Here is a 24,124-nt window from a genome sequence, read left to right on the forward strand (position 1 = left end):
ACCAGCTGGCGGGTTTTTCTGGACAAACAGGCAGCGGTCCACCGCGAATGGATGGCGCCCGGGTGGCATGGCGTTGGCTTGCTCATCTAGATTGGTGGCATGAGCGTTGATGGCAGGCAATTGCCGAGGCTCGACCGTCGTTGACGTTCCTGGTTTTCGTTTCACTCCACGCTCACCTTCCCATTTACCTCCCCGCTCACATCTTTGGATACTCATGTCGGATTGGACTCCCGCCCAGTGGCAATCGGAACACGGTGGACGATTGACCGCGATGGTCGACATTGCTTTGAAAGCTGGCCAGCACACACTGACTCATTTCGGAAAGGCATCCTTGTCGGTGGATCGGAAATCCGATGATTCCCCGGTGACAATCGCTGACCGAGAAGCCGAGCAATTGGTCCGTCAATTGGTCGCTGAGCAATTTCCCGAGGACGCGATTGCCGGGGAAGAATTTGCTGACAGTGAAGGCGTCAGCCGTTACCGATGGGTGGTCGATCCGATCGACGGAACCAAGTCGTTCATCTGCGGCGTGCCGTTGTACAGCACCTTGTTGGCACTGGAATGCGACGAGACCCCATTTGGCGGAGTCATCTACCTTCCCGCGACCGATCAGATCGTCGTCGCCGCATTGGGCAGTGGTTGTTACCACAGCGACGACCTGAAGACCTGGAGCGAAGCTCATGTGTCGGAGCAAACCGATTTGTCGAAGGCGGTCTTCGTCACCAGCGAAGCGAAGTCGTTTGGCGATCGAGGCGATGGCCCGCGCGGTGACAGCGATGTCTTTGATGCCTTGCAGCGAGACACGTGGCTGACACGAACTTGGGGCGATGGCTATGGGTACGCGATGGTCGCGACTGGCCGAGCGGACTTGATGGTCGATCCGATTTGCAATGCTTGGGACGTCGCCGCGATGGCTCCGATCCTCAGCGAAGCGGGCGGACGCTTCACGTCTTGGAAAGGCATCGACACCGTCCGCGGAGGTGATGGCGTGGGCACCAACGGTCACCTTCACGAGGCGGTCTTGGCTCTGCTGAAAAAGTGAGATTTGATCTCCGACTCAACAGTGAGCCACTGCGAAAGACATTTCGCGGTGGCTCTTCGTCGTGGTAGGTGGCGTTGGAAACGCGGTGGCGGCAGTGACGTTGAATCGCTGGTTGCCGGGAAGCAGGGAATCGCCTCCGTTGGCGGGGGTGCGTGTTGCCGCACTCAGGTCTATAGTTCTCTAGGGCGAGGGAAAGTCCCCTTTGGGGCGTCCAAGGAGGTCGGGAACGCCAACGAATTGGTGGTCTCTGTGTCCGCCCCGTTTGGGAGGCGGTTGCAAGTCAGCAAGTTTGACTTGCTCGACCTAGACAGTTGCCCCCAACATCTCGTGATTCAAGAGAACTGTATCGATGCTTCGACAAATGATTTTGTGTTTGATCGCGCTGGCAGCGATCGATGGCTCGGCTCTCCACGCGGAATCCGATTCTGCGACGACGGCAACGCCATTGCCGGTCATTTTTGATACCGACATCACGGGGGACTGCGACGATGTGCTGGCGCTGGCCATGTTGCATGCCATGCAAGACCGTGGTGAGTGCGAACTCAAAGCCGTGACGATCTCCAAGGTCAATCCGCTGGCGGCTCCGTTCGTCGATGCGATCAACACGTTTTATGGCCGCGGTGATCTTCCCATCGGAGCAACTCGGGAAGCTCAGCGTCGCGAAAGTCGCTACCTGAAACTGTGCAAGACACGCGATGGCGATCGATTCCGATACCCGCATGACTTGCTCAGCAGCGATGACGCCCCCACCGCGGTGGATGTGCTGCGGCAGACATTGGCGGATTCCGATGATGGCAGTGTGGTCATCATTCAGGTTGGCCTGGCAACGAACTTGGCGGATCTGTTGGATTCTCAAGGCGACCAATTCAGTCCGCTGAATGGGGTGGAATTGCTTCGCAAGAAGTGCAAGCTGATCTCAGTCATGGCGGGATGTTTCGGACCCACACTCGGCAAGCCGCGGCACGATGAAGCCAACGTCGTCAATGGAATCGGCGCGATGCAACGATTCGCGGATCGATCGCCCGAGGAGGTGCCGGTGGTGTGGAGTGATTACCGGATTGGGATCGCGGCGGCCTACCCACGCGAAAGCATCGCTCGCGATTTTTCCTATGTGCCGCATCACCCGGTACGCGAAGCCTATTTGTTGCACAGTGGTCCCAACCATGATCGGCCCACTTGGGATTTGACCAGCGTGCTGCACGCCGTGCGTCCGGCTGATCACTACTTTGGGCTGTCTCCGCCTGGCCGCGTGGTCGTGGATGACAAGGGCTTCACCGAGTTCCGCCCTGATGCGAATGGGCGTGATCAGTTGCTGGAGATGAGTTCCGAGCAGGCGATTCGTGTGGTTGAAATTCAGCGGGCTCTTTCGAGCCAACCGCCTCGCGATATCAGCGACCACTGAGTCGCTGACTGACGTTGGGAACGGTGCCCCACGGGGATGCTCAAAATTCGATGAGCAGTGATTCCCCTGGGATGGCTTGTTCTCCGACATGTCCGATGGCGTCGAGTTGGATCGGGCCCCGGCCGACCTGCGTGGGCGTGAGTGAGACGGATCCTGATGGGCCTTCGATTTCGGCGACGACGCGGCCCAGGTGCTTCAGCTCGATGCGGTCCGCGTCGGGGCAGGCAAGTTTGACTTGGATCTGTTCGTCATCCACGGTTTCTTGTTCGATCGTGGGCAAGGCGTTGGGATTCCCGAGAACAATCGTTTGGGTGATTGCCACATGAGGTTGTGTGGGATGCTGCCCAATCAGAACGGCCCGACAATGCAGCGCCCCTTGCAGGCTGGATGGCAGTTTGATCTCGATCTTGTTGGTTGGTCGCGCCACGGCGATTCGTTTGCCTTGCAGATGCAGTTCAATTGCGGCGGTCGCAGTCGAGTTTGCGTTTCCAGGAAGTTGTTGCCAGAAGAAGTTCACCGGGATTTTGTCATCGGTCGCTTCTCCCGCCTCGATCCGAACGAAATCAATCGGCGCTTTCGCAAAGGGTTGGCATGCCGGATCGCCGACGATCAGCAATTGATAGGGCGACGTGGTGCTGAGATAGAATGCCTCGATTGCCGAGACCCCTTCGGCATAGTAGGCGTGCAGCATCGGTGTCGGGAATTTGGGGATCAACGCATAGGGCTCGGCCACGGCGCCGCTGCTGATTGCTGCCCCCGCGTGCAAGAGTTCGGTCAACTTGGTCTGCGAGCCCGTTTCAAACGCAGCTCCTAAACTGGTCAAGTTCTCGGCGATGGCTCCAGGAGTCATCGACCAAGATCGCTTGCGAGCATCGAAGCTGGCCGCCCCCAACATCAGCCCGGAGTATGGCTTGGTGGACGTCGGCAGTTTGGACGCAAAGATCTCGACGTTTTGGTCACGTGACATCAACCAAGCGAGTGCCTCAGCGTACAACGGTTCTCGGGTCGTGACACGGACGTCGGATGTCTTGGCAAACCCGAACGTTCCATCGGGGGAAGTTCGGTCGGCTTGGCGAGCCCGCTCGAGCACCTCGATGGCCTGTTCCAAGGTGCTGCCACGTTCATGGACGACGCCCAAGACGCATGAAAGGAGGTAAGGCATGCCTCCCTTGTCGCTGGGGATTGAATGGCCCGTGCTGGTCCATCCCACATTGGTCGCGAATGGAACCGGGCCTTGGTTCTTCATCGGCACGTCTTGCAGTTGAGCAAGGATCGTCTCGAAACCTTGGGTCGAGTTGAGCTTTTGCAGTGATTCAGATTCTTCCACGTAACGCCGATTCGCCCAGCCACCTGCCGTCGCCATCGCCAGACGCTGCACCGCCGAATCGAGTTCGTCCGCATTGGCATAGGCTTCGGCTGCGCGGAGGTGAACGGGATAGAGCGTTGGATACTCATCTGCGATCGCTGTCCAAAGGCCCGCCGCTTCGCTCCAATCCTCCGTTGATTCGGCGTTGTCGGAGGCATCTTCGGCGGCCTCGAATCGTTCACCCGCCTCGCCCGCAAACGGATTCGCGAAATGGCGTTCGAACGTGCCACGCGCGTAAAAGTTACTGACCCAACCAAGGTAATCCGGTGAATCCGCCAGCACCCAGCGGTAGAAAAACGTCATTGAGTTGATCGAGGCAACCGGGCGCTGATACTTCTTCTGGTTCTCGTCGGTCAGCCTCTTGGTGTGTTCGCGAATGTCGACTGCAGTGGGAAATCCGGCCGAGTAAGCGATCACCTGAGCGTGAGCCCCGAGGCCGCGTTGGTTCAGTTCGGTCAAAACAGGTTTCAGGATCTTTTCGCGAAAGTCATCCAGTGAGACTCGCAGTCCAGTGGGAACCTCGTCGAGCAAGACAATGTTCGTCGGCGGGATCTCACGCAATCGGACGTAGTGATTCGCCAGTGTCAAGGAGTCCTGGGATTCCGCGTTGACCACCACGATGATGTTTTCGCCACTGATTCCCGCATCGGCTTGGTGGCAGAGTGCCCAGGGGAAAGACGCCACGAGCACGAGGCCGGCGATGTGCCGCAGCGTCGGAATGCTGCCGAAGAGAGACTTTGACGTCATGGAGCTTTGCGGGAGCATCGATCGGCAATCGTTTTCAAAATGGGCTGACATTTGCAGAATCAGCCCATTGTAAGCAGGTAGGCAGGAATGATCGGGCATAATCATGTGAGCCATTCGGCGTTAGCCCCGGTTGTACGTGGGAGCAACAACGATTACCGAAACAGTCCAAATGCCGAAAGACTCCTGCCGACCTGCTTAGAGCGATCGTCCCCACCGTTTCTCTCTGGCCAGCCATTTCATGGCGAGGGTCACACCGATCGTTTGACTGTCGTCCGGCGGCGGGTGCAAAAGGTTGGCACCCGTTTTCAAGCGAAAGTGAGACGATCAGATGTAGTACAGCACCAAACTGATCGCCAGCAGCGTCGCCGCCCAAAATGCCATCGTGCTGGTGGACCAGGTTCGGCCGATCAATCCGTTGACGTTGAACGATCGCTGCACCATCCGCAGAGCACTTCGCAGCGTCAGCAAAAAGTCGTGACGGAGCGTCTGGTCGACCAATTCGATTGCGACCTGGCCACCGCGTGTGGCTTTGGGGATCAGTCGTCGATAGAACCAATCGGTGTCCAGGTTCACGGCGCGTTGCTCCGCCGGGTACAGGCCCGATTTCATCAAGGCGACAAAAGCCAGTGCAGCGAAGAGCAACAGTTGTAGCTGAGTGACCACGTGGGTGATCGTGTACGGGTGGTACTCCACATCAAAGGGCAGCAGCCGGTACAGCAAGGGGTAAGCGATGCCCAAGGCAATGCAGGCGAAGGCCGCGATGCTCATCGCCAGCAACATGTTCCACGGAGCTTCTTTGACTCGTTTCCCACTGTCATGGGCAAAGAAGGCAAAGAACGGAATCTTGATCCCTGAGTGCTCCATCACCCCGGCGGAGGCGATCAACAACACTATCCACACGCCGAACATGTGCTCTTCGCCGGCGGCGGAAATGATCATGGATTTGCTGACGAAACCGCTGAGCAACGGGAACCCTGAGATCGCTCCCGCACCGATCATGCAGAACACAGTGGTCCAAGGCATGGATTTGTGCAGTCCGCCCAGTTCCGTTGCTTTGGCGGTGCCAACGCGAAACAACACGGCACCGACGGACATGAACAACAACGATTTGTAGATGATGTGACAGAACGCGTGGGCCACCGTTCCGTTGATGGCGAGCTCCGTTCCGATCCCCACCCCCACGACCATGAAGCCCAATTGGTTGTTGAGGGAATACGCGAGGACTCGCCGCAAGTCGTTTTCGATGACCGCGAAGATGATCGGGAACAACGTCATCACGCAGCCGATCGTGATTAACGGATCAAAACCAGCGAAGCCACGGGCCAGCGAATAAATGGCGAGTTTCGTCGTGAACGCACTGAGAAAAACAGTGCCGGTCACGGTCGCTTTGGGGTAAGAATCCTGCAACCAGTTGTGCAGCAATGGGAAGGCACACTTGATCGCAAACGCCAACAGGATGCACCAAGCCGCGGGCGAAATCGAACTGTCGCCGAACAGCGTTTGTCCTTCGCTGACGAACAATTCAAACTTCAACGAGCCGGTTTCGACGTATTGGATGACCGCTCCGGTCAACAGCAGCACCCCTGAACCGACTTGAATGATCAGGTAACGCATCCCCGCGCGGTAGGCGGCGGGAGTGTCCGATGCCCAAACCAGAAACACGCTGCTGATGGCGGTGAGTTCCCAGAACACGAACAGGGTCATCAAGTCACCGGCACAGCAGGCTCCGATGGCGGCGCCGGCGTAGACCATGCCAGCGATGTGTTGACGCGTGTCGCGAACGTGCAACGCATAGATCGCGGACACGATGGCGGCGATGTGGAACACCAACCCAAACGGACGGCTGAGCGAATCGACGCGAATGGGGTGCAGGTCAGCACCGAGCATCGTGAACGTCTTTGCCGTTTCATCGGCAGCCAGAACCGGTGTGAACCAGAACAGCAAGGTGCTGAGAATCGCCAGGCTGAGTGCACCGGCGGCTTGCGCTCGTTTGGGCAGCAACCAAAGGAACAGACCACCGAAAATCATCGGCCATCCCGGTGGCAAAGCAGATAAGAAACTCATGCTTCGTCTCCTGGGGTGATGTTGTCTTCGGGGCGATCCAAACGGGGGAATTCGTTCTCCGGTTCTGGGTCGTAGTAGCCTTCGGGTTTCTTGATCAACGGACGAAGCATCGCTCCCAGGAACACAACCGTCACAAATGCGATGAAGCCAAACCAAGCTTGAAAGCCGAAGAACGTTTCGACTTTGCCAAAGTGTGGGTGCGGGTTCTCGTAAAACAAATCTGCGAGAACCAACAGCACGCAAACGACCACCAAGCCGATGATCATCCTGTGGATGTTTTGGGGGCGTTCGAACCAACTGGGGTCGGAGGGAGGTGTGTGGCTCATGAGTTCGGCGTCTGCGTGATCGGCAACAGGGCTTCGTAAATCCAGTCGGCAGCGAAGAACAGTGCGACACTGCCGATCGCGGTGATGCACAGCGGGACGACGCACATCATCGGGGCCTCGTGAATCCCATCGGTGGGTGCGTGATGGTGGGTGTCATGACCGGATGCGTCATCTGCTTTGGGTTTGCCCATGAACGCGAGCATCGGAATCGGAATCAAGTAGGCGATGTTGAGCAGCGAGCTGAACATCAGGGCAGCGGTCAGCAAGTACTGGTGAGTTTCCACCGTCCCGACGGCCAAGAACCATTTGCTCCATGCACCACCGCCGGGCGGCAATCCAATGATGCTGACCGAGGCCAGCAGGAAGGCACCAAACGTGAACGGCATCTGACGGCCAAGGCCACGCATGTCGCTGATGTTTTTTTTGTGGGCACCGACATAGATCGCACCAGCACAGAAGAACAGCGTGATTTTGCCGACCGCGTGCATGGCGATGTGCATCCCCCCACCGATGATGCTGCTGGGCGTTGCCAGGAAGGCACCGAGGGTGATGTAAGCGAGCTGGCCGATGGTCGAATAGGCCAGCCGTGCCTTCAGGTTGTCCTTCGTCATGGCAACCAAGGAAGCGACGACCAGCGAAAAACCAGCGACATAAGCCAGCCAAAGGTTCACGCCGGAGCCCGTGAGCAGATCCAAGCCGAAGATATAAACGACGACTTTGAGGACCGAGAACACGCCGACCTTGACCACCGCGACCGCGTGCAGCAAGGCGCTAACGGGAGTCGGCGCAACCATCGCCGCGGGCAGCCAGCGGTGAAATGGCATCAAAGCGGCTTTGCCGATTCCGAAAGCAAACAGAGCCAGCAAAATGCCGAGGCCCACGATGGAGATCTTTTCGTCGGCCACTGGACCGGCCAGGATCCCGCCGAGCGTGAAATCCAGTGTGCCAGCCAAGGTGTAGGTCCAGGCGATCGCAAGCATGAAAAACGCGATCGAGGTGGACAGCAGAATTCCGAGGTAAACGCGGCCGCCGTTGCGGGCTTCTTCATTGCCGTGGTGAGTCACCAACGGGTAGGTCGAGATCGTCATGATCTCGTACGCCACAAACAGCGTGAACAGATTCTTCGCGTACGCGGCAGCGAGTGCCGCGAAAATGGCGAAGGCAAAGCAGCCATAAAATCGAGTTTGGTTGCCTTCATTGTGCCCACGCATGTAGCCGATTGCGTAGATCGTTGTCAGGATCCAAAGCCCCGACGCAACGAGGGCGAACAACATTCCAAGTGGTTCGACTTTGAAGGCGATCTGGAACCCGGGCAGCCATTCGCCCCACGTCCATTCGGGACGTGCTCCCGCGAACACATCGCTGGACAATCGGCACGTCAACAGAAACAGAATGGTGGCGACGGTCAGCGTGCAGGCTTCGCGAACGTTGGGCGATTTGCCAGTCAGAGTCAGCAAGACATACGCGATCAGCGGCAGCAGCAACGACACCCAGATTTGCATTGAATCGGTCATGGTGTGGCTCCCAACAATCCCGCGGCGGCTGCGGCGGCGAGGTCGACCGAGTAGGTGGTCCAAACACCAAACACAAACGTCCCCGCCAAGACGACGTAGGTGGGGATCAACATTCCCAGCGGAGCCTCCTTGGCCCGCAGGACTTTGGCCGTGGGCTCACTGAAGTACAACGTTTCAACCACTCGCCAAACGTAGACGACTGCCAGCAACGAACTGAACAGCATCAGCACCGCCACCGGCCACATGCCTTTTTCCATCGCAGCGGTCAGCAACAACCATTTGCTGATGAAACCTGCTGTCACTGGAACACCGATCAATGCCAACCCTCCGATTGCCCATCCGAGCGACGTCCAGGGCATGGTTTTGCCGGCACCCTTCCAGTCTTCCAGTTTGACGCTGCCCAGTCGCAACGCGAAGCAACCGACGATCATGAACAACCCGCCTTTGATCAAAGCGTGATTGAACATGTGGACGATGCCAGCGGTCAGGCCACCCGGAGTCGCCATGCTGATTCCGAGGATCATGTAACCGATTTGAGCCACGCTGGAATAAGCCAGCAAGCGTTTGACGTTGGCTTGGTAGATGGCGGCCGTCGAGGCGACAAAGATGCCCACCAAAGCCAAAATGGTCAGCTCTGTGTCGAGCGGCAAGTAATCAAAGGCAAAACCGGGGGTGATGATTCCGAAGATCACTCGGATGAATGCGTACACCGAAACCTTGGTGGCCGTCGCCGCAATGAAGCAGGTCACCACGGATGGTGCGTAGGTGTAAGCGTTGGGCAACCAAGTGTGCAGCGGGAACACCGCCATTTTAACGCACAACCCGATGACCAAAAAACTGAAGGCGACCAAGACCGTTCGAGGGCCGTCTTCGTGCGGCACGCGGGCGGCGATGTCGGCCATGTTGAGCGTGCCCGTCATCTGATACAGCAACCCGATGCCAATCAAAATGAAGGTCGCACCGATGCTGCCGAGAATCAGATATTGAAACGCAGCCAGCGGGGCTCGTCTGGTTTTCCCCAGGCTGATCAAGGCGTAGGAGGACAGCGATGAAATTTCCAAGAACACAAAGACATTGAAAAGGTCACCGGTCACGCACATGCCCAGCAATCCGGTCAAGCACAACAGATAGGTTGCGTAGAACAGATAGTGTTTGGAACGAGCGATTTCGTCATCAACGGACTTGGGTGCGTAGACCAGCACGATCGCACCGATTCCTGAGACGAACATCATCACAAACGATGACAGAGAATCGACCAGGTATTCGATGCCGTACGGCGGCGCCCAGCCACCCAGGTTGTAGCGGATGACTCCGGTTTGGTTGACTTGCGCGACCAACGCAATCGAAATCGCAAACGTGATCCAGCTGACCAGCAATGCGAGAGCGTAGGCGGCCGTTCGTTGATGCAAAATCACGCACAGTGGTGCCGCGACCAGCGGCAACACGATCAATAGGATCGGGAGGTGTTCCGTCAATTCACTGACTCCGAATCGGTGGGGTTGTCAGGGGAACTCCCGGCCAGTGAATGAGCTTCTGCATCGATCCATTGATCTTCGTCGTCGTCATCCGGCAATCCATCGGCGCGATCGATTTCCAGAATGCGATCTTCTTCAATCGTCCCGTAGTCTTCACGAATCCGAACGACCAGGGCCAATGCGAGTGCCGTGGTGGCAATGCCAACCACGATCGCCGTCAACATCAGCACGCTGGGCAAGGGGTTGGAGTAAATGATTTCCGCACCGGGGAGTTCCGCATGCCCAGCGTGTGAGCCCACGATTTCTTCCGAAACCGTTCCCAGGGCGTGCGTCGCTTGCTCTGCGTGACCGGAGGCGTGCATCGCTTCGGCCTGCGCCGCCGCGACTTCTGGCGGGATGATCGGGGCGGTTCCGCCGCGGACTTTGCCCATCGTCACGTACAGCAGGAAGACGGAGGTCTGGAAAATGTTGAGCCCGATGACGGATTTGATCAGGTTGCGTCGCGCAAGCACGATGTAAAACCCGGTCATCATCAAGACGATCACGATCCAGTAGTTGTAAAGCCCTGTGACTTGTTCCATGGCCGGACCGTTCATACGAATCGACTCCGGCTGGCGAAGGCATAGAAGATCATCGTCATCACCGAGGTCACTGTGATTCCCACGCCGACTTCCACCACAAAGATTCCCAGGTGTTGTCCGCCGGGCAGGTACTGGTGATTGAAGGAGTGTTCCAAAACGTCGTAGTCCAAAAAGTTGCCGCCCAGCAGCATGGTGGCGAAGCCGGTGCCGGCATAAACCAACACACCCAGGGCCATCAGCTTCTCGATCACGATCGGGGGAGCGACCCGTTTGATCGCGTCGAGCCCAAAGACCAAGCCGTACAGAATCAAACCGGAAGCAAAGATCACTCCGGCTTGGAAGCCGCCGCCGGGTCCGTAATCACCGTGGAACTGAACATAAAATGCGAACAGCAAGATGTACGGGATCAGCAGCTTGGTGATCACGCGAATGATGGGGAACTTGATCATGCGCTGGCCTTCCGTTTGCGTCGTTTGGCTCGGCTTGCAATCGCGGGACGTTCCATCTCATCGCGACGCAAAATCAGCAGCACCGCGATTCCAGCTGTGAGAACGACGGTGGTTTCGCCGAGAGTGTCATAACCCCGGTAAGACGCCAGCAGAGCCGTGACCACGTTGGGCAAACCGTGCATGTCTTCCAGAGAACGTTCCACAAAGGAAGGGTCGGGGTGCAGGTGCACGATCGCGTTGGGGTCGCCGTAGTGCGGCATGTCCAACGTTCCGTAGATCAGTGCTCCGCCGGTGATCGTGACCACCAACAGTGGCACCAGGGGAGATCGTTTGGTCGGTTGTTCTTGTTCGCCGGTGAGTGCCAGCGTGCTGAGCATCAAAACGGTCGAGATGCCCGCGCCAACGGCGGCTTCCGTGAACGCCACGTCGGGTGCGTCCAGGATCATCATCCAGGATGCACTGAGAAAACTATAAATGCCGGTGAACATCACCGCCGCCCACAACTGTCGCAATCGTGCGACGGTCACGGCGGTCAGTGCCAGCAACGCCAGGATGGCAAAGACGACCCAGTTCATCATGAGACGTCTCCATCACGCGGGGCGGCGGGCGTGTTGATTGTGCGGTTGGAATTCTGTTTGACGTCCAGCTCGGGTTTGACGCCGTGAATCAGTGCGGAGTGAGCCAGTGCGTGACAGGAACTGGGGCTGGTGATGGTCAAGAAAAACAAAATCGACAGCAGTTTGACGGCGATCAAGGTGGGGCCCGCCAGGCACAGCAGCCCAATCAGGATCAACCCAGCACCCATCGTGTCCGTGATGCCACCACCGTGCATCCGTGAGAAAAACTCGGGCAAGCGAATGATGCCGATCCCACCGATGATGGAGAAAATGGCTCCTGCGATGAGAAAGAACCAGCTTGCAATTTCCAATGCGATCATGAGTCACCTTTCATCAGGCGGGTTCCTCACCGAAGCTGCGATACTGAGTGAAACGCAGCAGAGCGACCATGCCGATGAAATTCATCAGGCTGTAGAGCAAGGCGAGATCGAGGAAATCCGTGCGTGCGGTCACGAAGCTGACCACGCAAATGAACAGCACCGTTTTGGTTCCGAACATGTTCAATGCCAGCACTCGGTCGAACACCGTGGGGCCGGCCATCGCACGAATCAGTGCCAGCGTCATCGTGATCAAGACGGCCGCCGAGGTGGCCATCATCACGTGGTGCGTCGGACTCAAATGGAACGCATGGGACGAGTAACTCAGCATCTCATGCAGGTCCGAGGAACTGGCGTGGCCACGTCCTGAAGTGGAATGAGCCGCATGGGTGGCGGTTTCGCTGGCGGCCAGAATCATCGGCAACACGCCGTTGGGAAGCATCACTTGGATTTCTCCAAGCGGCAGATGCGATCGTCCATTTCACCGGACATGTCTTCCTCAGTCTCTTCAAGATTCAAACCGTGGATCAAGATCTTGTCGCCTTCCATTTGCACCGAAACGGTACCGGGGGTCAGCGTGATGGAGTTCGCCAGAATGACTCGCCCAAGTTCGCACTTTTGATGCGATGTGATCGTGAGTAGGTTGCGTTTGAGCTTCATCTTGCGAGACAAGATGATCTTTGCGACGGCCAAGTTGCTCTGGACAATTTCCTTGGCCAACCAAGGTGCGTAAGACACAAAGGGCCGAATGCCCAGCTGAGCGGGAGCCCCTTCTTCGTCGACGATCTTCATCCGCAACGAGATGGTGAGACTGACCAGCACCGACAACGCCCCGAGTCCAAGCAAGAACGGGTTGTCAAAGTGTCCCGACCAGAGCAGCCAGGTCGCAATCAATGCGAAGGTGAGCCAAAACGCGTATCTCACGGGAGGATCCAATCCGTGGGGAGATGTGCAAAACGTAGACCTGTTATCCACAAAGTTGGTTCCGCAACAAGTGGGACTCACCCGATTAAATGCGCAACAAGAACGAATTGCTCGCATGCGGAGGGGTGTCAGTACCCACAAGTCCTGTCAGAATTCTTGGGCACGCATCCACTGCGATCTTTGCGCGTTGGGTGCCTGGCTTATCAGGCTTGCTCAGTGTGTTGTTTTGCCGTCGGTCAAATCGTTCTGCGTTGAGATTGCCGCGCGTCTTCTCGGCGTGTGCGCTTGGAAGCTCAAGGATTCAGGCGATGTGGTGTTGTTGCGGCACCGGGTTGCCTTCGGTCAGTTTTTTCAATCGCGACGCGCTCAAGCGTGCTCGTGGGACATCGCCGGCGTCGAAGAACAGGTTCGCGATGCGCTTGAGGCAGCACTGGCAGTGCACTTCGTCCAGGCGATCAGGGATCACGGGAGCAAGAACCTTGATGGCGTCGTCTTGTCGTGACAGTCGGATCAAGAGTGACGCCAGGCCGATTCGAAAGTGGACGTTGCGTGGATCCAGTCCGATGGCGTGTCGGAGCAGTGATTCGCAAATCTCAGCCGGATGCCCGCATTGCTCGGCGTAGTAACCCATTTGGTAGTGAACTTCGGGGCGTTCCGGCGTCAGGATGCCGGCTTGGCGACAGGCTTCCATTGCCAAACGCGGTTGGTCGATCGCTTCCAAGCCCGCTGCGATTCGAAGGAGTTCCGAACTGCTGACCTTGCCCGACGTCGCAATCGTCATCAGCAAATCTTTGGAGAGTGTGCGTCTTCCCGCCGACCCGTAGGCGATCGCCAGTTCAATTTGAACGACGCGAGGCAGTGGACGTAGCAGCGCAGCGCGTTCCAGTGCATCGATGCCCTCGTCGACTTCGTCAATGCAAAGGCTGGCCATCCCCAAAAGCGTCAGGGCGTCCGTGTTGTCTGGGGCTTCAACCAAAGCGTATTGGGCGAACTGAATGGCATGAGCAAAGCGGCCCGCTTCGAATTCGAGCTGAGCGAAGGAGAGAGAATCGTTCATGGTGAAGGCTGAGTAGGAATTTGGTTCAGTGGATCGGGGTGGTGTCGAGTTTGGCTCGGAGGACGTCGGATTGTGCTTGGCAGGCAACGGCCAAATCAGTGTGTTGATGGCGATTCAACAAGTCTGCAATCCGTTGCAGACAACTGAAGCATGTTGCGTGTTGCAGTTGATCGACCGTGAAAGTGAGCGCGATCTCGAGTGCCTCGCCGTCACGCTGCAATTGAATCAACACCGCTGCCAGTCCGACTCGGTAGTGAAAGTTGCCTGTGTCGAGTTGGAGGGCACGGCGTGTCAATGCTTCGCTGATGTACAACGCGTTGCCACAGCGAGCCGAGTACACGCCCATGTCGTAGTACGCTTGTCCGACCGAGTCGTCTTTCTCGGTGATCCACTCGCAGACCTTCATGGCCAGTTGAGGCGAATCGATCGCTGCCAGGCCGGCGGCAACCTTGAGCATGAGGTCCGCATCCAGCCGTCGGCTGAGTGCGAGTTCCAGGTACAACTCGCGAGCCAGGTCGATGCGGCGAAGTTGCGCATAACACGATGCCAACGTGATCCGTGCTTCATCGGGGATCGGCCCGAGCAAGCTGGCTTTTTCAATCGCGTCGGCTGCTTCCAGCGTCCGTCCGACTTCATGCAGCGCGAGACCAAGCAGCACGGCGGGTTCGACCTCATCGTGCGTTTGCGCCAGGACATTGTCTGACGCGAGAAGCTGGATGACTTGATCGGATGCGCCGCTGAGATGAGCGAGCCAAGCGCATTGCAGAGTTTCTTCAGAGATCTTTTTCATAGGGCCAACCTGGATGACGAAAGCAGTGCCTCGAGAGGATTTCGAGACAATCGGGTCATGGCTGGCTGGCGTCACCGCGGCGCGAAAGGGGCGTCGATCACTCGACGCGGACTTCGGCCGCTTGGCATCGCTTGCTGGCTATCAAAACCATTCGCTTATTGCGAGTGGTTCTCAGGATGGTAGCGATTTGGTGATTTGCGTCAACATCGCTTGCGAAAAAGAAGTTCGCCAGCGGTGGAGGCATTGCTCCGTCTACTTCGACTTCGCACCGATCGCGAAAAGTTTGTCGCCGCGTCGGATCAGCAAGCGATTGCCTGCGGGAGCGGCCGCGTACAGCACGTTCCCGCCGCCAAAACCGGGCGTTTTCTCGTCGTCGCCGCCCTCGGGCCAGCATCGGTTCTCTGCGATCGCTTTGCCGTCGGCCAAAGAAAACACACTGGTCGTGCCCTTGTAGCCGAACAGGTACAGGTTGTCTCCCGAGACCAAGGGGGTTGCCCAGATGCCGCCCGCGTCGGTTCGTTTCGCAGAGACTTGTTCGCCGGTTTCGAGGTCCAGTCGATACAGCACTCCGGCTCGGTTGACGATCGCGGCGGTGTTCCCGGCGACGATGGGGCTGCCAAACGTGCTGGTTGCTTTTTCGGCTTGCCAGACAAAGGCGGCTTGAAATTGGTCGTCTTCGCCGAGGGTGATCTCGATCAATCCGTTGCTGGCCGCTGCGGCGCCTGCGTTGGTTTCACCCCGCCCGTCGGAGGCTCCGATCAGGAAGCGACCTTCGCCGACAATGGTGGGTGTGCAGGACGTGTTGTTGGACAGGTCGGTGAACTCCCAGAGTCGCTCGCCCGTGGATGGATTCAGTCCCACCAGTTTGCCGCTGGCGCTGCAAACCAAGTGTTCACCGCCAGCGACAGGAACCAATCGCGGCGATCCCCAGGAGGTCGCGCCCAAACCTTCTGTTTTCCAGATCGTTTCGCCGGTCGTTGGGGACACTGCCAAGATGTAAGGGTCTTCGCCACGTTCGACCCAAGCGAAAACGTGTTGGGAGTTGGCCTCGAGAGAAGCTGACAATCCATGTCGGGCTTCGATTGGTCCGTACTCAGCGACCAAGTCACGTTTCCACTGGGGTTCACCCTGAGGCGAAATCGCCAGCAACACACCGCCTTCGCAAAACGCAACGAAGCCTTCTGCGGTGGCAACGGCACTGGGCGCCGCTCGGCTGACCATCGGCGAATTTTTAAACGGCGACGGATTGGCCAGGTCGACTTGCCAGTTCAGTGCACCGGTTTCAATCGCGAACGACTGCACGTGGAACTGGTCCTTGTTTTCACCGCTGGTGGAGGTCACCACGATTTGATCGTGGGCCACGATCGGAGTTGATTGACCGTAGCCAATGATGTCGGCTGTCCACGCGATGTTTTGCTCCGGCGACCACTCCGTCGGCAGCGTTGTGTCGATGGACAAAAGGCCGCCGTTTTGAAACTTGGGCCATTGGCCTTCGACGGCAGAAGCAAGCGGCAGTCCAGCCATCATTGAACAGGCCACTGCCAGCACTGGAACCGCGATGGACAAACAAGCGGCATTGCGAAAACAGCGAAGGGGCGAGCGTCGGATGGGGAGCACGTGACGATTCCTAGACGAGAGTGATTGGGCGGAGGCCACGTCCACTCTGACTCAGGGTTGGGCCGTTTGCCAACCCGATCGGCCTCCGTTTTTCGCCGAACTGCATGTGCCGGGCGCTCGATGAGCGTGAACGCTTTTCCAGGTCCGTTTGCGTCGGAACGCGAATTGAAGGCACCTGCGATCACATTGGGCCCCCTCGAAAGTCTGGGCTTCGCAGTGTGTTTTCGAGTCGGGTAACTATGGGATTGCGTCGCCCTCCTGCGGGAGGGGAGGCGAAAAAGACGGAATGTTGACGGTCGTGATTTGCGGTGCGTTTCGGTTCTGGTAGGATCGTCGTTGCCTATAGAGCTCGGCGTGTGTGTCGGGTTGGCAATCATTTGCGTCGTTCGTGGCTTGGTTTGCAGCCTCGTGTCGGCCTGGGAGAAATGCGTCCATGACTCAGACCAATCGACCTCGAATTGCATTGTTGGTGGAAGTCTCTCGGGCCTACGGTCGCGGGTTGCTTCGCGGGATCGCGTTGTATGCCAGGACCAAAGGCAATTGGTCTCTCTTGCACGAGGAGATGACGATTGATGCGGGGGTCCCAGACTGGATTTCTGGGACTCGCGTGGATGGCGTGATTGCCCGACTTGATCATCACTCCATTGATCCGCTTCGTCAGTTGCGGGTTCCCATTGTGGACGTGCGGTGCAACCGAAAGTTCACCGGTGTCCCTCAGGTGGAGGCCGACAATCAACGCGTAGCCGAGATGGCTTTTGAGCATCTTTGGGAACGCGGTTTTCGGCGTTTTGCTTTTTGTGGATTTCGCTTCGCCACCTATTCGGATGCTCGCCTGGTTGCGTTCCGAAAGTTGGTGCAAGACGCAGGCTGCCCGTTCACCGAGTTCCAATCCCCCGGTGCACCTGGAATCACGTTGACGGAATTGGAACGTGCCGGTGTGGTGGAGCAGGAATCTCTGGGCGAGTGGTTGTCGACGTTGGAGCGTCCCACCGGGTTGTTTGTTTGCAATGACATTCGTGGACAACAAGTTCTCAACGCGTGTCGGTTTGCAGGCATCGCGGTGCCCGATGATGTCGGGGTGATCGGTGTGGATGACGACGACACGATTTGTTCGATCTGTGACCCGCCCCTATCAAGTGTGCGACCCGATGCCGAGCTCGCCGGGTACCGTGCGGCGGAGATCTTGCAGCAAATGATGGCGGGCTGGGTACCAGACAAAGAGGTGGAGCGAATCACTCCGATCTCCGTTACCGAGCGACTCTCGACCAAAGTGATTGCGGTGGAGGATGCGGAGTTGGCACGGGTTTGTCGGTTCATTCGTCAGAATGCGTGCACGGGAATCAACGTCGGTGACGTGGTGGAGTTCACCACTTTGTCTCGCCGACAGCTCGAGCGGCGGTTCCGCGATGTGCTCGGTCACACCCCACACAAACAAATCACGATGACGCAGTTGGAACGCGTCCGGCAACTGTTGACCGAAACCGAAATGACCTTGGAGCAGATCGCTCCGCTGGCTGGCTACAGTCACAAGGAAAGTCTGGGCGCGGTGTTCAAGCGAGAGACCGGACAATCACCCGGTGAATACCGCACCGAACAGCAACAGATTGGAAACGCTGCGAGGAAAGAGCTCGATTCCGGCGAGTGATTGAGTGTCTTGGGTGATCGGGCTTTTTCGTCCAACCCTTTTGGTTCGGTTCAGGTTGGTTCACGCTTGCGCCGTCCGTCCAAGGCTCAAAGTTGGAGAGCCTTTTGTCGGTAGTGTTCATCGGTTCGTCCGGCGATTCGGAGGACGTCGTGTTCGCTCATGAACGTTGGTCCGCCGAGCGATGCCGCTCCCACGAAAATGGTGGCGGCTTTGTGGGCCATCAGCATGGCTGCCTTGACAGCGCCGGCTGTCTTTCCGATCGCGATCACGCCGTGGTTCTGCAGCAGGATGATCCGTGGCAGAGCGCCCGTTTCTTTCTGGAAGGCCTCTGTCTTTTCGCGAATTTCCAGTGACAGCCTCAATCCTGGATCGACGTAGGGCACCAGCACCGAACGGGCGCCGCAGCACACCACTTCATCTGGAAACAAGCGGCGTTTGGCGAAGGTTTCTGCCATTGGTGAACACAAGATTTGGTTGATGGCAACGCTGTGCGTGTGACCGACAAACGCAATTTCAGGCAATGACAAAAGGTACGCGTGAAAGAGCGTCTCGATGGAGGGTTTCTTCGCGGTGGGGTCAACGCGACTCGCCAGCAATCGCTGTTCAATCTCCTCGTCGCTGAGTCGTTGTTCCTTCAGCGTTGGCAGCAACGCATCGAAACGGCACGCGACCGTGTCGTCGGGTGAGAGTGTTTGCAAGCAACTGCCACTGGCTTTGACGAGGAAGATTTCGTCATCGACCTTTGTAGACGTGTTGCCCTCGCCCAGGATCGCGAGATGACGCTGTTCGTCCCCCAGAAAGTGAGACAGTTCCAGCATCGTTTCCAGGTTGGATGGAGTGGTCATGCGAGGTTCGTGTGTGGGGGAGAAATAAACTTGCGTCCGTGCAGCGGTCCGAAGTTTTGTCAGACGCGGAAGTCGCCACCCTCGAGGTTATCCGTTTCGAAGGCATGCCAGGCACTGCGACGAAAAATTCGCTGCCGGGGCATGTTCATGGTTTCGGATCCATCGCACCAGCGGGGTGTGATAGCGATGGAATGCCGCTTCTGCTTGGCTGGCCATCGGATTGCTTGAGTTTGGCATGGCTCATCTGGAGTGCCGGCGGGGTTTTCACCAGGGGTATTTTGGGTCTGTATCGAGGGAGATCGAGCAAGGTTTGCGTCGCGGCGAAACCCATTTGCGACTCGCGTCGTTTCGCGAGGTTGATGCATTGGGCGGCGAGATGGATTAGCGTGTCATGAGTCTCGGTTGTGAACTCCACGGCGGGGGCCAGTCCGTTTGACTGGTTCGAAACAATCACACACTCAGGGGTCGGAACAAAATCAAATGTGGAATCAAACGGTTGTCGGTGGACGAATGAAGTGGCTCAGTTGCCTGGTTGTGGGGATGTTGATTTTCGGTGGCGTTGCCATGGCGGAACGGAAGGTGTCCGCCGCGGAAGGTTCCTCCGCGGTTGAGCAACCGAGCAAGCCAAACATCTTGTTCATTTTCGCGGATGACTGGGGGTGGGGCGATCTGTCTTGTCATGGGCATCCGTATGTTCAAACGCCAAACATCGATCGCTTGGCTCTCGAGGGAACGGATTTTCAACGCTTCACGGTTGCCAGCGGTGTTTGTTCACCGAGTCGAACGGCGGTGATGACGGGACACTTTCCGGCTCGTCATAACATTGATGGGCACTTCGCTTGGGTGCCCAGCAACGCGAAGCGGAACATGCCGGATTGGTTGGATCCCAGCGCGGTGACGCTGCCGAGGTTGCTGCAATCGGGTGGCTACAAAACAGCTCACTTCGGCAAATGGCACCTGTCCAATGACATGATTCCTGATTCGCCCACACCCGCGGTCTACGGGTACGACCAGTACGGCGCGTTCAATTGTTCGGGCGAGCAGATGCCGGTGCACGAAGATGCGGTCGAGACGATTCGGTTCATCGAAGCGGCGCAATCCGAGGGCAAGCCGTTCTTCGTGAACTTATGGATTCATGAACCGCACACACCGTTCCACGTGATTCCAAAGTACCGCTGGCGTTTTCGTGAGCTCGGATTGAGTGATGCCGATGAGATTTATGCCGCGGTGTTGTCGCACGCAGACGATCGAATCGGCGAAGTCTTGGACGCCTTGGACCGGTTGAAGCTGGCGGACGAAACGTTGGTGGTGTTCAGTTCCGACAATGGACCCGCACGTGGATCGGCCAACTCGAAGTTGGAACTGAGCTACGACACCGCGACCGGAGCAGGGTTTGGTGTCGGCGCATCGAAAGGAATCACGGCGGGACGGAAGGGTTACAAAGCGTCGCTGTTTGAAGGAGGTGTCAATGTTCCCTTCATTGTCCGCTGGCCTGGGAAGGTCGCGGCAGGGAAGTCCAATGATTCGGCCATGATCAGTGCCGTCGATCTATTGCCCACGTTTTGCGAGGTTGCGGGAGTCGAACTGCAGGAAACGTATGTTGCCGACGGAGTCAGCCAGGTCGCTGCGTTGCAAGGCGAATCAACATCCGGCCGTTCCAAGCCCTTGTTCTGGAAGATTGGGGCGCGTTGGCCGGCCGCGAAATCTCGTCCGCATCACTGGGCGTCTTTCTGCGTGGTGCATGAATCTTGGAAGCTGTTGGCAAACGAAGATTCAAGCTACGTGGAGCTGTATGACATTGTGTCCGACCCCTACGAGTCAACTGATTTGAAAGACTCGCAAGCGGATGTTGTCTCGAAGCTGTCGAAGCAGTTGGCAGATTGGAAAGCCTCGCTACCCGAATCACCAAGTGCCGAGTTCTTCTCCAGCCTCAGGGATGAATGATAGGAAGGCCGTCCGTCAGGAATGGTTGCTCAAGGAGCAGATTTTGTCGGAAGTCGACTGGTTCCAAACCGCATCAGCAAACCATTGTGGAATGGTACGCGATCGCAATTCAACGGTGCCTTGTGGGGTTCGTTCGGCAATCAGTTCGGGCTCTGCTCCCGAGTTGTCAAAAACGTAACCGCGATAGACGTGGTGCAGTGCTTTCCCAAGCAATGCGATGGAGCGATGGTAGGCAGGTCGGCAGGAATGATCGGGCATCATCATGTGAGCCGTTTGGGCGTTCGCCCCGGTTGTACGTGGGAGCAACGACGCTTACCGAAACAGTCCAAATGCCGAAAGACTCCTGCCGACCTGCTTAGCGTTCTCGGATCTTTTGTTCCGGCACGTCGTGCCCACCTTGTGCAACCCGAAGTCGAACTCGGTCCAAGTTGATTTCTTCGTCAGATGTAGCAACAAAGTAGAGGTAGTTTCGGTAGTCAGCTCGTTCGGTTTGTTGAAGCAACTCAATCTTGGAGTGATGGGACATGACCGACTCGGTCGCGAGTGATTTTCCTTCAAGGATCAAGCGGTCGCGAAAATACCCAGCGATCCATGACGCGTGGTAGGATGTGAGATTGGAAGTGCGAAGGAACAGGTGGTTTGGTGGCCCCACTTCGAGAGTTGTTTTGCTGTCCAGCTCGCGAATACCCCAGTGATTGGATGACTGATATCCAACGTTCAACTCATCGGGAGTTATTTCGATGCCGATGCGACTGAGATCAATGAATCCTGCAGTCCGGAGTTCCAGTTCAATTTCGTCGGGATTGACCTGTACTCCTAACCACTCTGGTTGAATAGCAGGATTGTTTTTGATCGTCGACTTACCTGAACCATTCGGGCCTGCGAAGAGCGGCAAACACTTCGCTCTCGATGATCCGTTCGTTTCATGACGCGACGAGTCGGATGGATTCGCTGTGCCGCTTTTCGAATCGTGTTGACAAAGAGCATTTCGCTCCAGTCAGAGGTTGTTGGTCAAGCGGGATTTCCAGTAAGCACCCTGGTGATACATGATCCCGCAACTGGAGTTGTGCGAGTAATCGGTGTTCCGGATCAGGTCCTGCAACCGTTGCTTTTGAGCGGCGGTGAGGACCGGAGCGTCCACCATCAGTGGCACGATGGCGGCTTCACCGGCTTCGCGTGTGAGCTGCCACACCTCTCGGTATTTTCCCCACTGCGGGTTGGCATATTCGTTCTGGTTGATCCAGCGGTCGACGTGACGCCAGTCCGGCCCCAGCATTTTCATTTCTTCCGCGGTCTTGTGCGTGAGTTGGACTGCGACGTCTGCTGAACGCTTTTCAGCGATGCTGGCCAAGTGTTGCATCACTTCTTGAATTTGTGTTTTCAACTTTGCGTCCGGCTCCAACTGGTGCAGCAGTTCCAGGGAACACTGCATTTGCAAGATCGCATACGCGGGTGTGTTTTTGTCGGGATTGGCGGATTGCTTCACCGCCTCGGCGACGTAACGCCGCCATGGTTGGCGATATTTTCCGTCTTGGGTGACATCCCAGGCGGCGGCGTAGATCATGGGCAGTCGGGCGGCCTCGTGAGCTTGCACATTCCACATCCGGCAGATGCCCAGCGGACACCGTTGTCCATCGGCGCGGCAAAAATCGAAATCGTTCTCCGGCGTGGCGAACTCGGTCATTCGATCCGCGACCGCGGCGAGGAGTTCGCGAATTTCTGATCGTGTCACTTCCTCTGAGAGCGGACTTCGATAGTATTTCCAAAGCCCGTGCACGCCGTGGGTGTATTGGTCTCGAGAGGAGTTGATGTAGACGCTCTTGCGATCTTCGGCGCAGACGTTTCGGGCAAGGAACCCGGGAACGCCGTGCACGGTGGCGCAGAGGTGCACGCCGCGGAACACTTGCTTCGCTGTTTCTCGCAGGGTGTCGTCGTTCGTCACCGCGTACTTGTCCGCAAGGATGCTGAGCATGGCGCCACCCAAAATCATGCCGTCTTCCATCCCCGTGCTGTAGCCACATGGGTTGGGGTACTGGCGTTGGACCTCCTCGGCGGTGGGCAGGTGTGCGAGTTCTTGCCCTGGTTCATAGCTGCTGAGATAGTCAGCAAATGTCTGCACCTCCTCTTGGAAGAATCTGCCCCAGGTGACTTCCCAGGCCTGATCCATTTGGGATTTCAAGGTGTCAGGCGGAATCAATGTGGTCTCTTGTGCCGCAAGTGGTTCGACGCTCACAAGGAGATTCCACGACGAGCAAGTCCAGAGGAAAGCAAGGAGGATTCGAAGGGCGGTCATGTCGGTTTCTCCACTGCGAAGGCTGTCGTGTTGTTCCGAGATCGGTCGGCAGAGTGATGTCAGTCAGTGAGCGATCGAATTTGCATCGAGACTGTTTTTCCACTGTCCAGCAGGCGAGTCCCGATCGCGACGAAATGAGCCGATTCGTGGAAACGGAGGGATGGTTGATTGGCTGGTTCGAAATCGATTTCCGCACAGATATTCAACGCACCCAGACGTTTGGCCTCGTCGAACGCTCGTGAATACAGCACGCGGCCGATGCCAAGGCCTCGGAACTCATTCGAGACCACGACCCGATCGATGTAGACAAAGTGATCGTGGCGTTCTGAGAACCATTGGAAGTTGCCGTTGTCGTATGCCGCGCCGGCAGGCATCGCGAGCAGGAATCCGGCCAGCCGACCATCGATTTCCGCCGCGAGTTTCAGGCTGCTGAGGTCGTGCAGCGTTGCAAATCGTTCCGCATCCATGGGGCTGGTGAGTGCAACAACAGCCTCGTTCAACTCGACGACCGCGGCAGAGTCCTCGATGGTCAAATCGCGAATCAGAAGACCGTTCATGAAACTTCCCGGGGGCGCACAACGCGGGGGTAAGACGGAGCCATTCCAGCGGCGAAGTAGCGGGTCAGGTGGACGGGCGCGGTGCCTTCCGGTTGTGCTGTGGCAAGCACGACATAAGTGCTGCAGTAGCAGTCACGCAACGATTGTTGTTCGGAGTCGGCTCCCAACCAAATCAGATCAAGGATGAAATTGAAGGGGCCAAAGATCCACATCAGCATTCGAAGCGTCATCCTGGTCAGCGACGGTCGTGATCCGCGCGTGTCAACGATTCGGAGACCTGCCAATCGGTACCCGATCGTGCGAAGCCAGGAACGTTTGATCACCGTCATGTAGATCCAGATGATTGTTACCCAAATTGCCAAGTGGAGCGTCTCTGGACTTCGGTTGGTTTCCAGGACGTAGAACAGCAGCGCCAGCAGGATCCAATTCGCGATCCCGACAAGCGTCAAAATCGCTCCGTCAACCATCATCGCGAACAAGCGACGGATGAAACCGGGGTACGAATGGGGTGCGAAGTAAACACCCTCGCCTAGCGAATTGTCGATGGGGACG

24 protein-coding genes are annotated in these 24,124 nt (G+C 57.3%); 4 read left to right on the forward strand and 20 right to left on the reverse strand.

What is annotated here, in order from left to right; all coding sequences use genetic code 11:
• Positions 1 to 214 precede the first annotated feature (214 nt).
• Both hisN and UH5x_RS26330 read left to right on the forward strand, forming a co-directional pair.
• Positions 215 to 1,042 carry a histidinol-phosphatase gene (hisN, locus tag UH5x_RS26325; RefSeq protein WP_047817513.1) on the forward strand — a complete coding sequence of 276 codons (828 nt, stop codon included), beginning with the start codon at positions 215 to 217 and terminating at the stop codon, positions 1,040 to 1,042.
• Positions 1,043 to 1,403: 361 nt separating this feature from the next.
• Entirely contained in the window at positions 1,404 to 2,444 is a 1,041-nt protein-coding gene (locus UH5x_RS26330; protein ID WP_482634200.1) for a nucleoside hydrolase, read from the forward strand.
• 40 nt (positions 2,445 to 2,484) lie between these two features.
• Here UH5x_RS26330 and UH5x_RS26335 read toward each other — a convergent pair whose 3' ends face one another.
• The 14 genes from UH5x_RS26335 to UH5x_RS26400 all read right to left on the reverse strand — a co-directional run bounded on the left by UH5x_RS26335 (position 2,485) and on the right by UH5x_RS26400 (position 16,186).
• The gene (locus tag UH5x_RS26335; RefSeq protein WP_482634201.1) at positions 2,485 to 4,557 is read right to left on the reverse strand and encodes a hypothetical protein; all 2,073 of its coding nucleotides are present in this window, start codon (positions 4,555 to 4,557) and stop codon (positions 2,485 to 2,487) included.
• A 324-nt stretch (positions 4,558 to 4,881) separates the two neighbouring features.
• Complete coding sequence (locus UH5x_RS26340) at positions 4,882 to 6,621, reverse strand: Na(+)/H(+) antiporter subunit D (protein ID WP_482634202.1); 1,740 nt, start codon at positions 6,619 to 6,621, stop codon at positions 4,882 to 4,884.
• Positions 6,618 to 6,947: a hypothetical protein gene (locus tag UH5x_RS26345; RefSeq protein ID WP_482634203.1), complete on the reverse strand. Its 330-nt coding sequence runs from the start codon at positions 6,945 to 6,947 to the stop codon at positions 6,618 to 6,620. The genes UH5x_RS26340 and UH5x_RS26345 overlap by 4 nt, the downstream gene beginning before the upstream one ends.
• The gene (locus UH5x_RS26350) at positions 6,944 to 8,461 is read right to left on the reverse strand and encodes a proton-conducting transporter transmembrane domain-containing protein (protein WP_047817508.1); all 1,518 of its coding nucleotides are present in this window, start codon (positions 8,459 to 8,461) and stop codon (positions 6,944 to 6,946) included. The genes UH5x_RS26345 and UH5x_RS26350 overlap by 4 nt, the downstream gene beginning before the upstream one ends.
• The gene (locus UH5x_RS26355; RefSeq protein ID WP_047817507.1) at positions 8,458 to 9,936 is read right to left on the reverse strand and encodes a monovalent cation/H+ antiporter subunit D family protein; all 1,479 of its coding nucleotides are present in this window, start codon (positions 9,934 to 9,936) and stop codon (positions 8,458 to 8,460) included. Before UH5x_RS26355 ends, UH5x_RS26350 begins: the two co-directional genes overlap by 4 nt.
• Positions 9,933 to 10,517 carry a sodium:proton antiporter gene (locus UH5x_RS26360; protein ID WP_236696769.1) on the reverse strand — a complete coding sequence of 195 codons (585 nt, stop codon included), beginning with the start codon at positions 10,515 to 10,517 and terminating at the stop codon, positions 9,933 to 9,935. Before UH5x_RS26360 ends, UH5x_RS26355 begins: the two co-directional genes overlap by 4 nt.
• 11 nt (positions 10,518 to 10,528) lie before the next feature.
• On the reverse strand, positions 10,529 to 10,966 hold the full coding sequence (locus UH5x_RS26365; RefSeq protein ID WP_047817505.1) for a Na(+)/H(+) antiporter subunit B: 438 nt from the start codon (positions 10,964 to 10,966) through the stop codon (positions 10,529 to 10,531).
• On the reverse strand, positions 10,963 to 11,541 hold the full coding sequence (locus UH5x_RS26370; protein WP_047817504.1) for a DUF4040 domain-containing protein: 579 nt from the start codon (positions 11,539 to 11,541) through the stop codon (positions 10,963 to 10,965). Before UH5x_RS26370 ends, UH5x_RS26365 begins: the two co-directional genes overlap by 4 nt.
• Complete coding sequence (mnhG, locus tag UH5x_RS26375) at positions 11,541 to 11,903, reverse strand: monovalent cation/H(+) antiporter subunit G (protein ID WP_482634204.1); 363 nt, start codon at positions 11,901 to 11,903, stop codon at positions 11,541 to 11,543. Before mnhG ends, UH5x_RS26370 begins: the two co-directional genes overlap by 1 nt.
• 13 nt (positions 11,904 to 11,916) lie before the next feature.
• Entirely contained in the window at positions 11,917 to 12,342 is a 426-nt protein-coding gene (locus tag UH5x_RS26380; RefSeq protein ID WP_236696788.1) for an MrpF/PhaF family protein, read from the reverse strand.
• Entirely contained in the window at positions 12,342 to 12,824 is a 483-nt protein-coding gene (locus UH5x_RS26385) for a Na+/H+ antiporter subunit E (RefSeq protein ID WP_047817590.1), read from the reverse strand. Before UH5x_RS26385 ends, UH5x_RS26380 begins: the two co-directional genes overlap by 1 nt.
• A gap of 301 nt (positions 12,825 to 13,125) precedes the next feature.
• Positions 13,126 to 13,881 carry a tetratricopeptide repeat protein gene (locus UH5x_RS26390; RefSeq protein ID WP_047817502.1) on the reverse strand — a complete coding sequence of 252 codons (756 nt, stop codon included), beginning with the start codon at positions 13,879 to 13,881 and terminating at the stop codon, positions 13,126 to 13,128.
• A 25-nt stretch (positions 13,882 to 13,906) separates the two neighbouring features.
• Positions 13,907 to 14,671 carry a tetratricopeptide repeat protein gene (locus UH5x_RS26395; protein ID WP_482634205.1) on the reverse strand — a complete coding sequence of 255 codons (765 nt, stop codon included), beginning with the start codon at positions 14,669 to 14,671 and terminating at the stop codon, positions 13,907 to 13,909.
• Positions 14,672 to 14,923: 252 nt separating this feature from the next.
• Positions 14,924 to 16,186 (reverse strand): outer membrane protein assembly factor BamB family protein, encoded by a 1,263-nt coding sequence (locus UH5x_RS26400; RefSeq protein ID WP_482636082.1) that lies wholly within the window; start codon positions 16,184 to 16,186, stop codon positions 14,924 to 14,926.
• Positions 16,187 to 16,721: 535 nt separating this feature from the next.
• Between UH5x_RS26400 and UH5x_RS26405 the strand changes: the two genes are divergently transcribed.
• Entirely contained in the window at positions 16,722 to 17,933 is a 1,212-nt protein-coding gene (locus UH5x_RS26405) for an AraC family transcriptional regulator (RefSeq protein ID WP_102017683.1), read from the forward strand.
• 86 nt (positions 17,934 to 18,019) lie between these two features.
• Here the strand turns inward: UH5x_RS26405 and UH5x_RS26410 are convergent, their stop codons facing one another.
• Positions 18,020 to 18,778 (reverse strand): class II aldolase/adducin family protein, encoded by a 759-nt coding sequence (locus UH5x_RS26410; protein ID WP_482634206.1) that lies wholly within the window; start codon positions 18,776 to 18,778, stop codon positions 18,020 to 18,022.
• A 564-nt stretch (positions 18,779 to 19,342) separates the two neighbouring features.
• Between UH5x_RS26410 and UH5x_RS26415 the strand changes: the two genes are divergently transcribed.
• Positions 19,343 to 20,722 carry a sulfatase family protein gene (locus UH5x_RS26415; RefSeq protein ID WP_482636083.1) on the forward strand — a complete coding sequence of 460 codons (1,380 nt, stop codon included), beginning with the start codon at positions 19,343 to 19,345 and terminating at the stop codon, positions 20,720 to 20,722.
• Positions 20,723 to 20,737: 15 nt separating this feature from the next.
• On the opposite strand, the gene UH5x_RS26420 is transcribed toward UH5x_RS26415, so the two are convergent.
• The 5 genes from UH5x_RS26420 to UH5x_RS26440 all read right to left on the reverse strand — a co-directional run bounded on the left by UH5x_RS26420 (position 20,738) and on the right by UH5x_RS26440 (position 24,042).
• Positions 20,738 to 20,986, reverse strand: coding sequence for a hypothetical protein (locus UH5x_RS26420; RefSeq protein WP_236696766.1), 249 nt, complete (start codon positions 20,984 to 20,986; stop codon positions 20,738 to 20,740).
• 91 nt (positions 20,987 to 21,077) lie between these two features.
• Entirely contained in the window at positions 21,078 to 21,248 is a 171-nt protein-coding gene (locus UH5x_RS26425; protein WP_482634207.1) for a hypothetical protein, read from the reverse strand.
• 471 nt (positions 21,249 to 21,719) lie between these two features.
• Entirely contained in the window at positions 21,720 to 22,955 is a 1,236-nt protein-coding gene (locus UH5x_RS26430; protein ID WP_482634208.1) for a hypothetical protein, read from the reverse strand.
• 119 nt (positions 22,956 to 23,074) lie between these two features.
• Entirely contained in the window at positions 23,075 to 23,572 is a 498-nt protein-coding gene (locus tag UH5x_RS26435) for a GNAT family N-acetyltransferase (RefSeq protein ID WP_482634209.1), read from the reverse strand.
• The gene (locus UH5x_RS26440; RefSeq protein WP_482634210.1) at positions 23,569 to 24,042 is read right to left on the reverse strand and encodes an RDD family protein; all 474 of its coding nucleotides are present in this window, start codon (positions 24,040 to 24,042) and stop codon (positions 23,569 to 23,571) included. The genes UH5x_RS26435 and UH5x_RS26440 overlap by 4 nt, the downstream gene beginning before the upstream one ends.
• Positions 24,043 to 24,124: the final 82 nt, after the last annotated feature.

The organism is Rhodopirellula sp. UH5, from assembly GCF_056839225.1.

What these genes read in the sequence shown, in the direction of transcription:
- mnhG (WP_482634204.1), bottom strand. Translation starts at nt 11,903, where the DNA reads ATGATCGCATTGGAAATTGCAAGCTGGTTCTTTCTCATCGCAGGAGCC.
- UH5x_RS26345 (WP_482634203.1), bottom strand. Translation starts at nt 6,947, where the DNA reads ATGAGCCACACACCTCCCTCCGACCCCAGTTGGTTCGAACGCCCCCAA.
- UH5x_RS26435 (WP_482634209.1), bottom strand. Translation starts at nt 23,572, where the DNA reads ATGAACGGTCTTCTGATTCGCGATTTGACCATCGAGGACTCTGCCGCG.
- UH5x_RS26335 (WP_482634201.1), bottom strand. Translation starts at nt 4,557, where the DNA reads ATGACGTCAAAGTCTCTCTTCGGCAGCATTCCGACGCTGCGGCACATC.
- UH5x_RS26390 (WP_047817502.1), bottom strand. Translation starts at nt 13,881, where the DNA reads ATGAACGATTCTCTCTCCTTCGCTCAGCTCGAATTCGAAGCGGGCCGC.
- UH5x_RS26410 (WP_482634206.1), bottom strand. Translation starts at nt 18,778, where the DNA reads ATGACCACTCCATCCAACCTGGAAACGATGCTGGAACTGTCTCACTTT.
- UH5x_RS26395 (WP_482634205.1), bottom strand. Translation starts at nt 14,671, where the DNA reads ATGAAAAAGATCTCTGAAGAAACTCTGCAATGCGCTTGGCTCGCTCAT.
- UH5x_RS26330 (WP_482634200.1), top strand. Translation starts at nt 1,404, where the DNA reads ATGATTTTGTGTTTGATCGCGCTGGCAGCGATCGATGGCTCGGCTCTC.
- UH5x_RS26380 (WP_236696788.1), bottom strand. Translation starts at nt 12,342, where the DNA reads ATGCTTCCCAACGGCGTGTTGCCGATGATTCTGGCCGCCAGCGAAACC.
- UH5x_RS26365 (WP_047817505.1), bottom strand. Translation starts at nt 10,966, where the DNA reads ATGATCAAGTTCCCCATCATTCGCGTGATCACCAAGCTGCTGATCCCG.
- UH5x_RS26405 (WP_102017683.1), top strand. Translation starts at nt 16,722, where the DNA reads ATGACTCAGACCAATCGACCTCGAATTGCATTGTTGGTGGAAGTCTCT.
- UH5x_RS26415 (WP_482636083.1), top strand. Translation starts at nt 19,343, where the DNA reads ATGGCGGAACGGAAGGTGTCCGCCGCGGAAGGTTCCTCCGCGGTTGAG.
- UH5x_RS26420 (WP_236696766.1), bottom strand. Translation starts at nt 20,986, where the DNA reads ATGATGATGCCCGATCATTCCTGCCGACCTGCCTACCATCGCTCCATC.
- UH5x_RS26425 (WP_482634207.1), bottom strand. Translation starts at nt 21,248, where the DNA reads ATGTCCCATCACTCCAAGATTGAGTTGCTTCAACAAACCGAACGAGCT.
- UH5x_RS26440 (WP_482634210.1), bottom strand. Translation starts at nt 24,042, where the DNA reads ATGATGGTTGACGGAGCGATTTTGACGCTTGTCGGGATCGCGAATTGG.
- UH5x_RS26340 (WP_482634202.1), bottom strand. Translation starts at nt 6,621, where the DNA reads ATGAGTTTCTTATCTGCTTTGCCACCGGGATGGCCGATGATTTTCGGT.
- UH5x_RS26370 (WP_047817504.1), bottom strand. Translation starts at nt 11,541, where the DNA reads ATGAACTGGGTCGTCTTTGCCATCCTGGCGTTGCTGGCACTGACCGCC.
- UH5x_RS26350 (WP_047817508.1), bottom strand. Translation starts at nt 8,461, where the DNA reads ATGACCGATTCAATGCAAATCTGGGTGTCGTTGCTGCTGCCGCTGATC.
- hisN (WP_047817513.1), top strand. Translation starts at nt 215, where the DNA reads ATGTCGGATTGGACTCCCGCCCAGTGGCAATCGGAACACGGTGGACGA.
- UH5x_RS26360 (WP_236696769.1), bottom strand. Translation starts at nt 10,517, where the DNA reads ATGGAACAAGTCACAGGGCTTTACAACTACTGGATCGTGATCGTCTTG.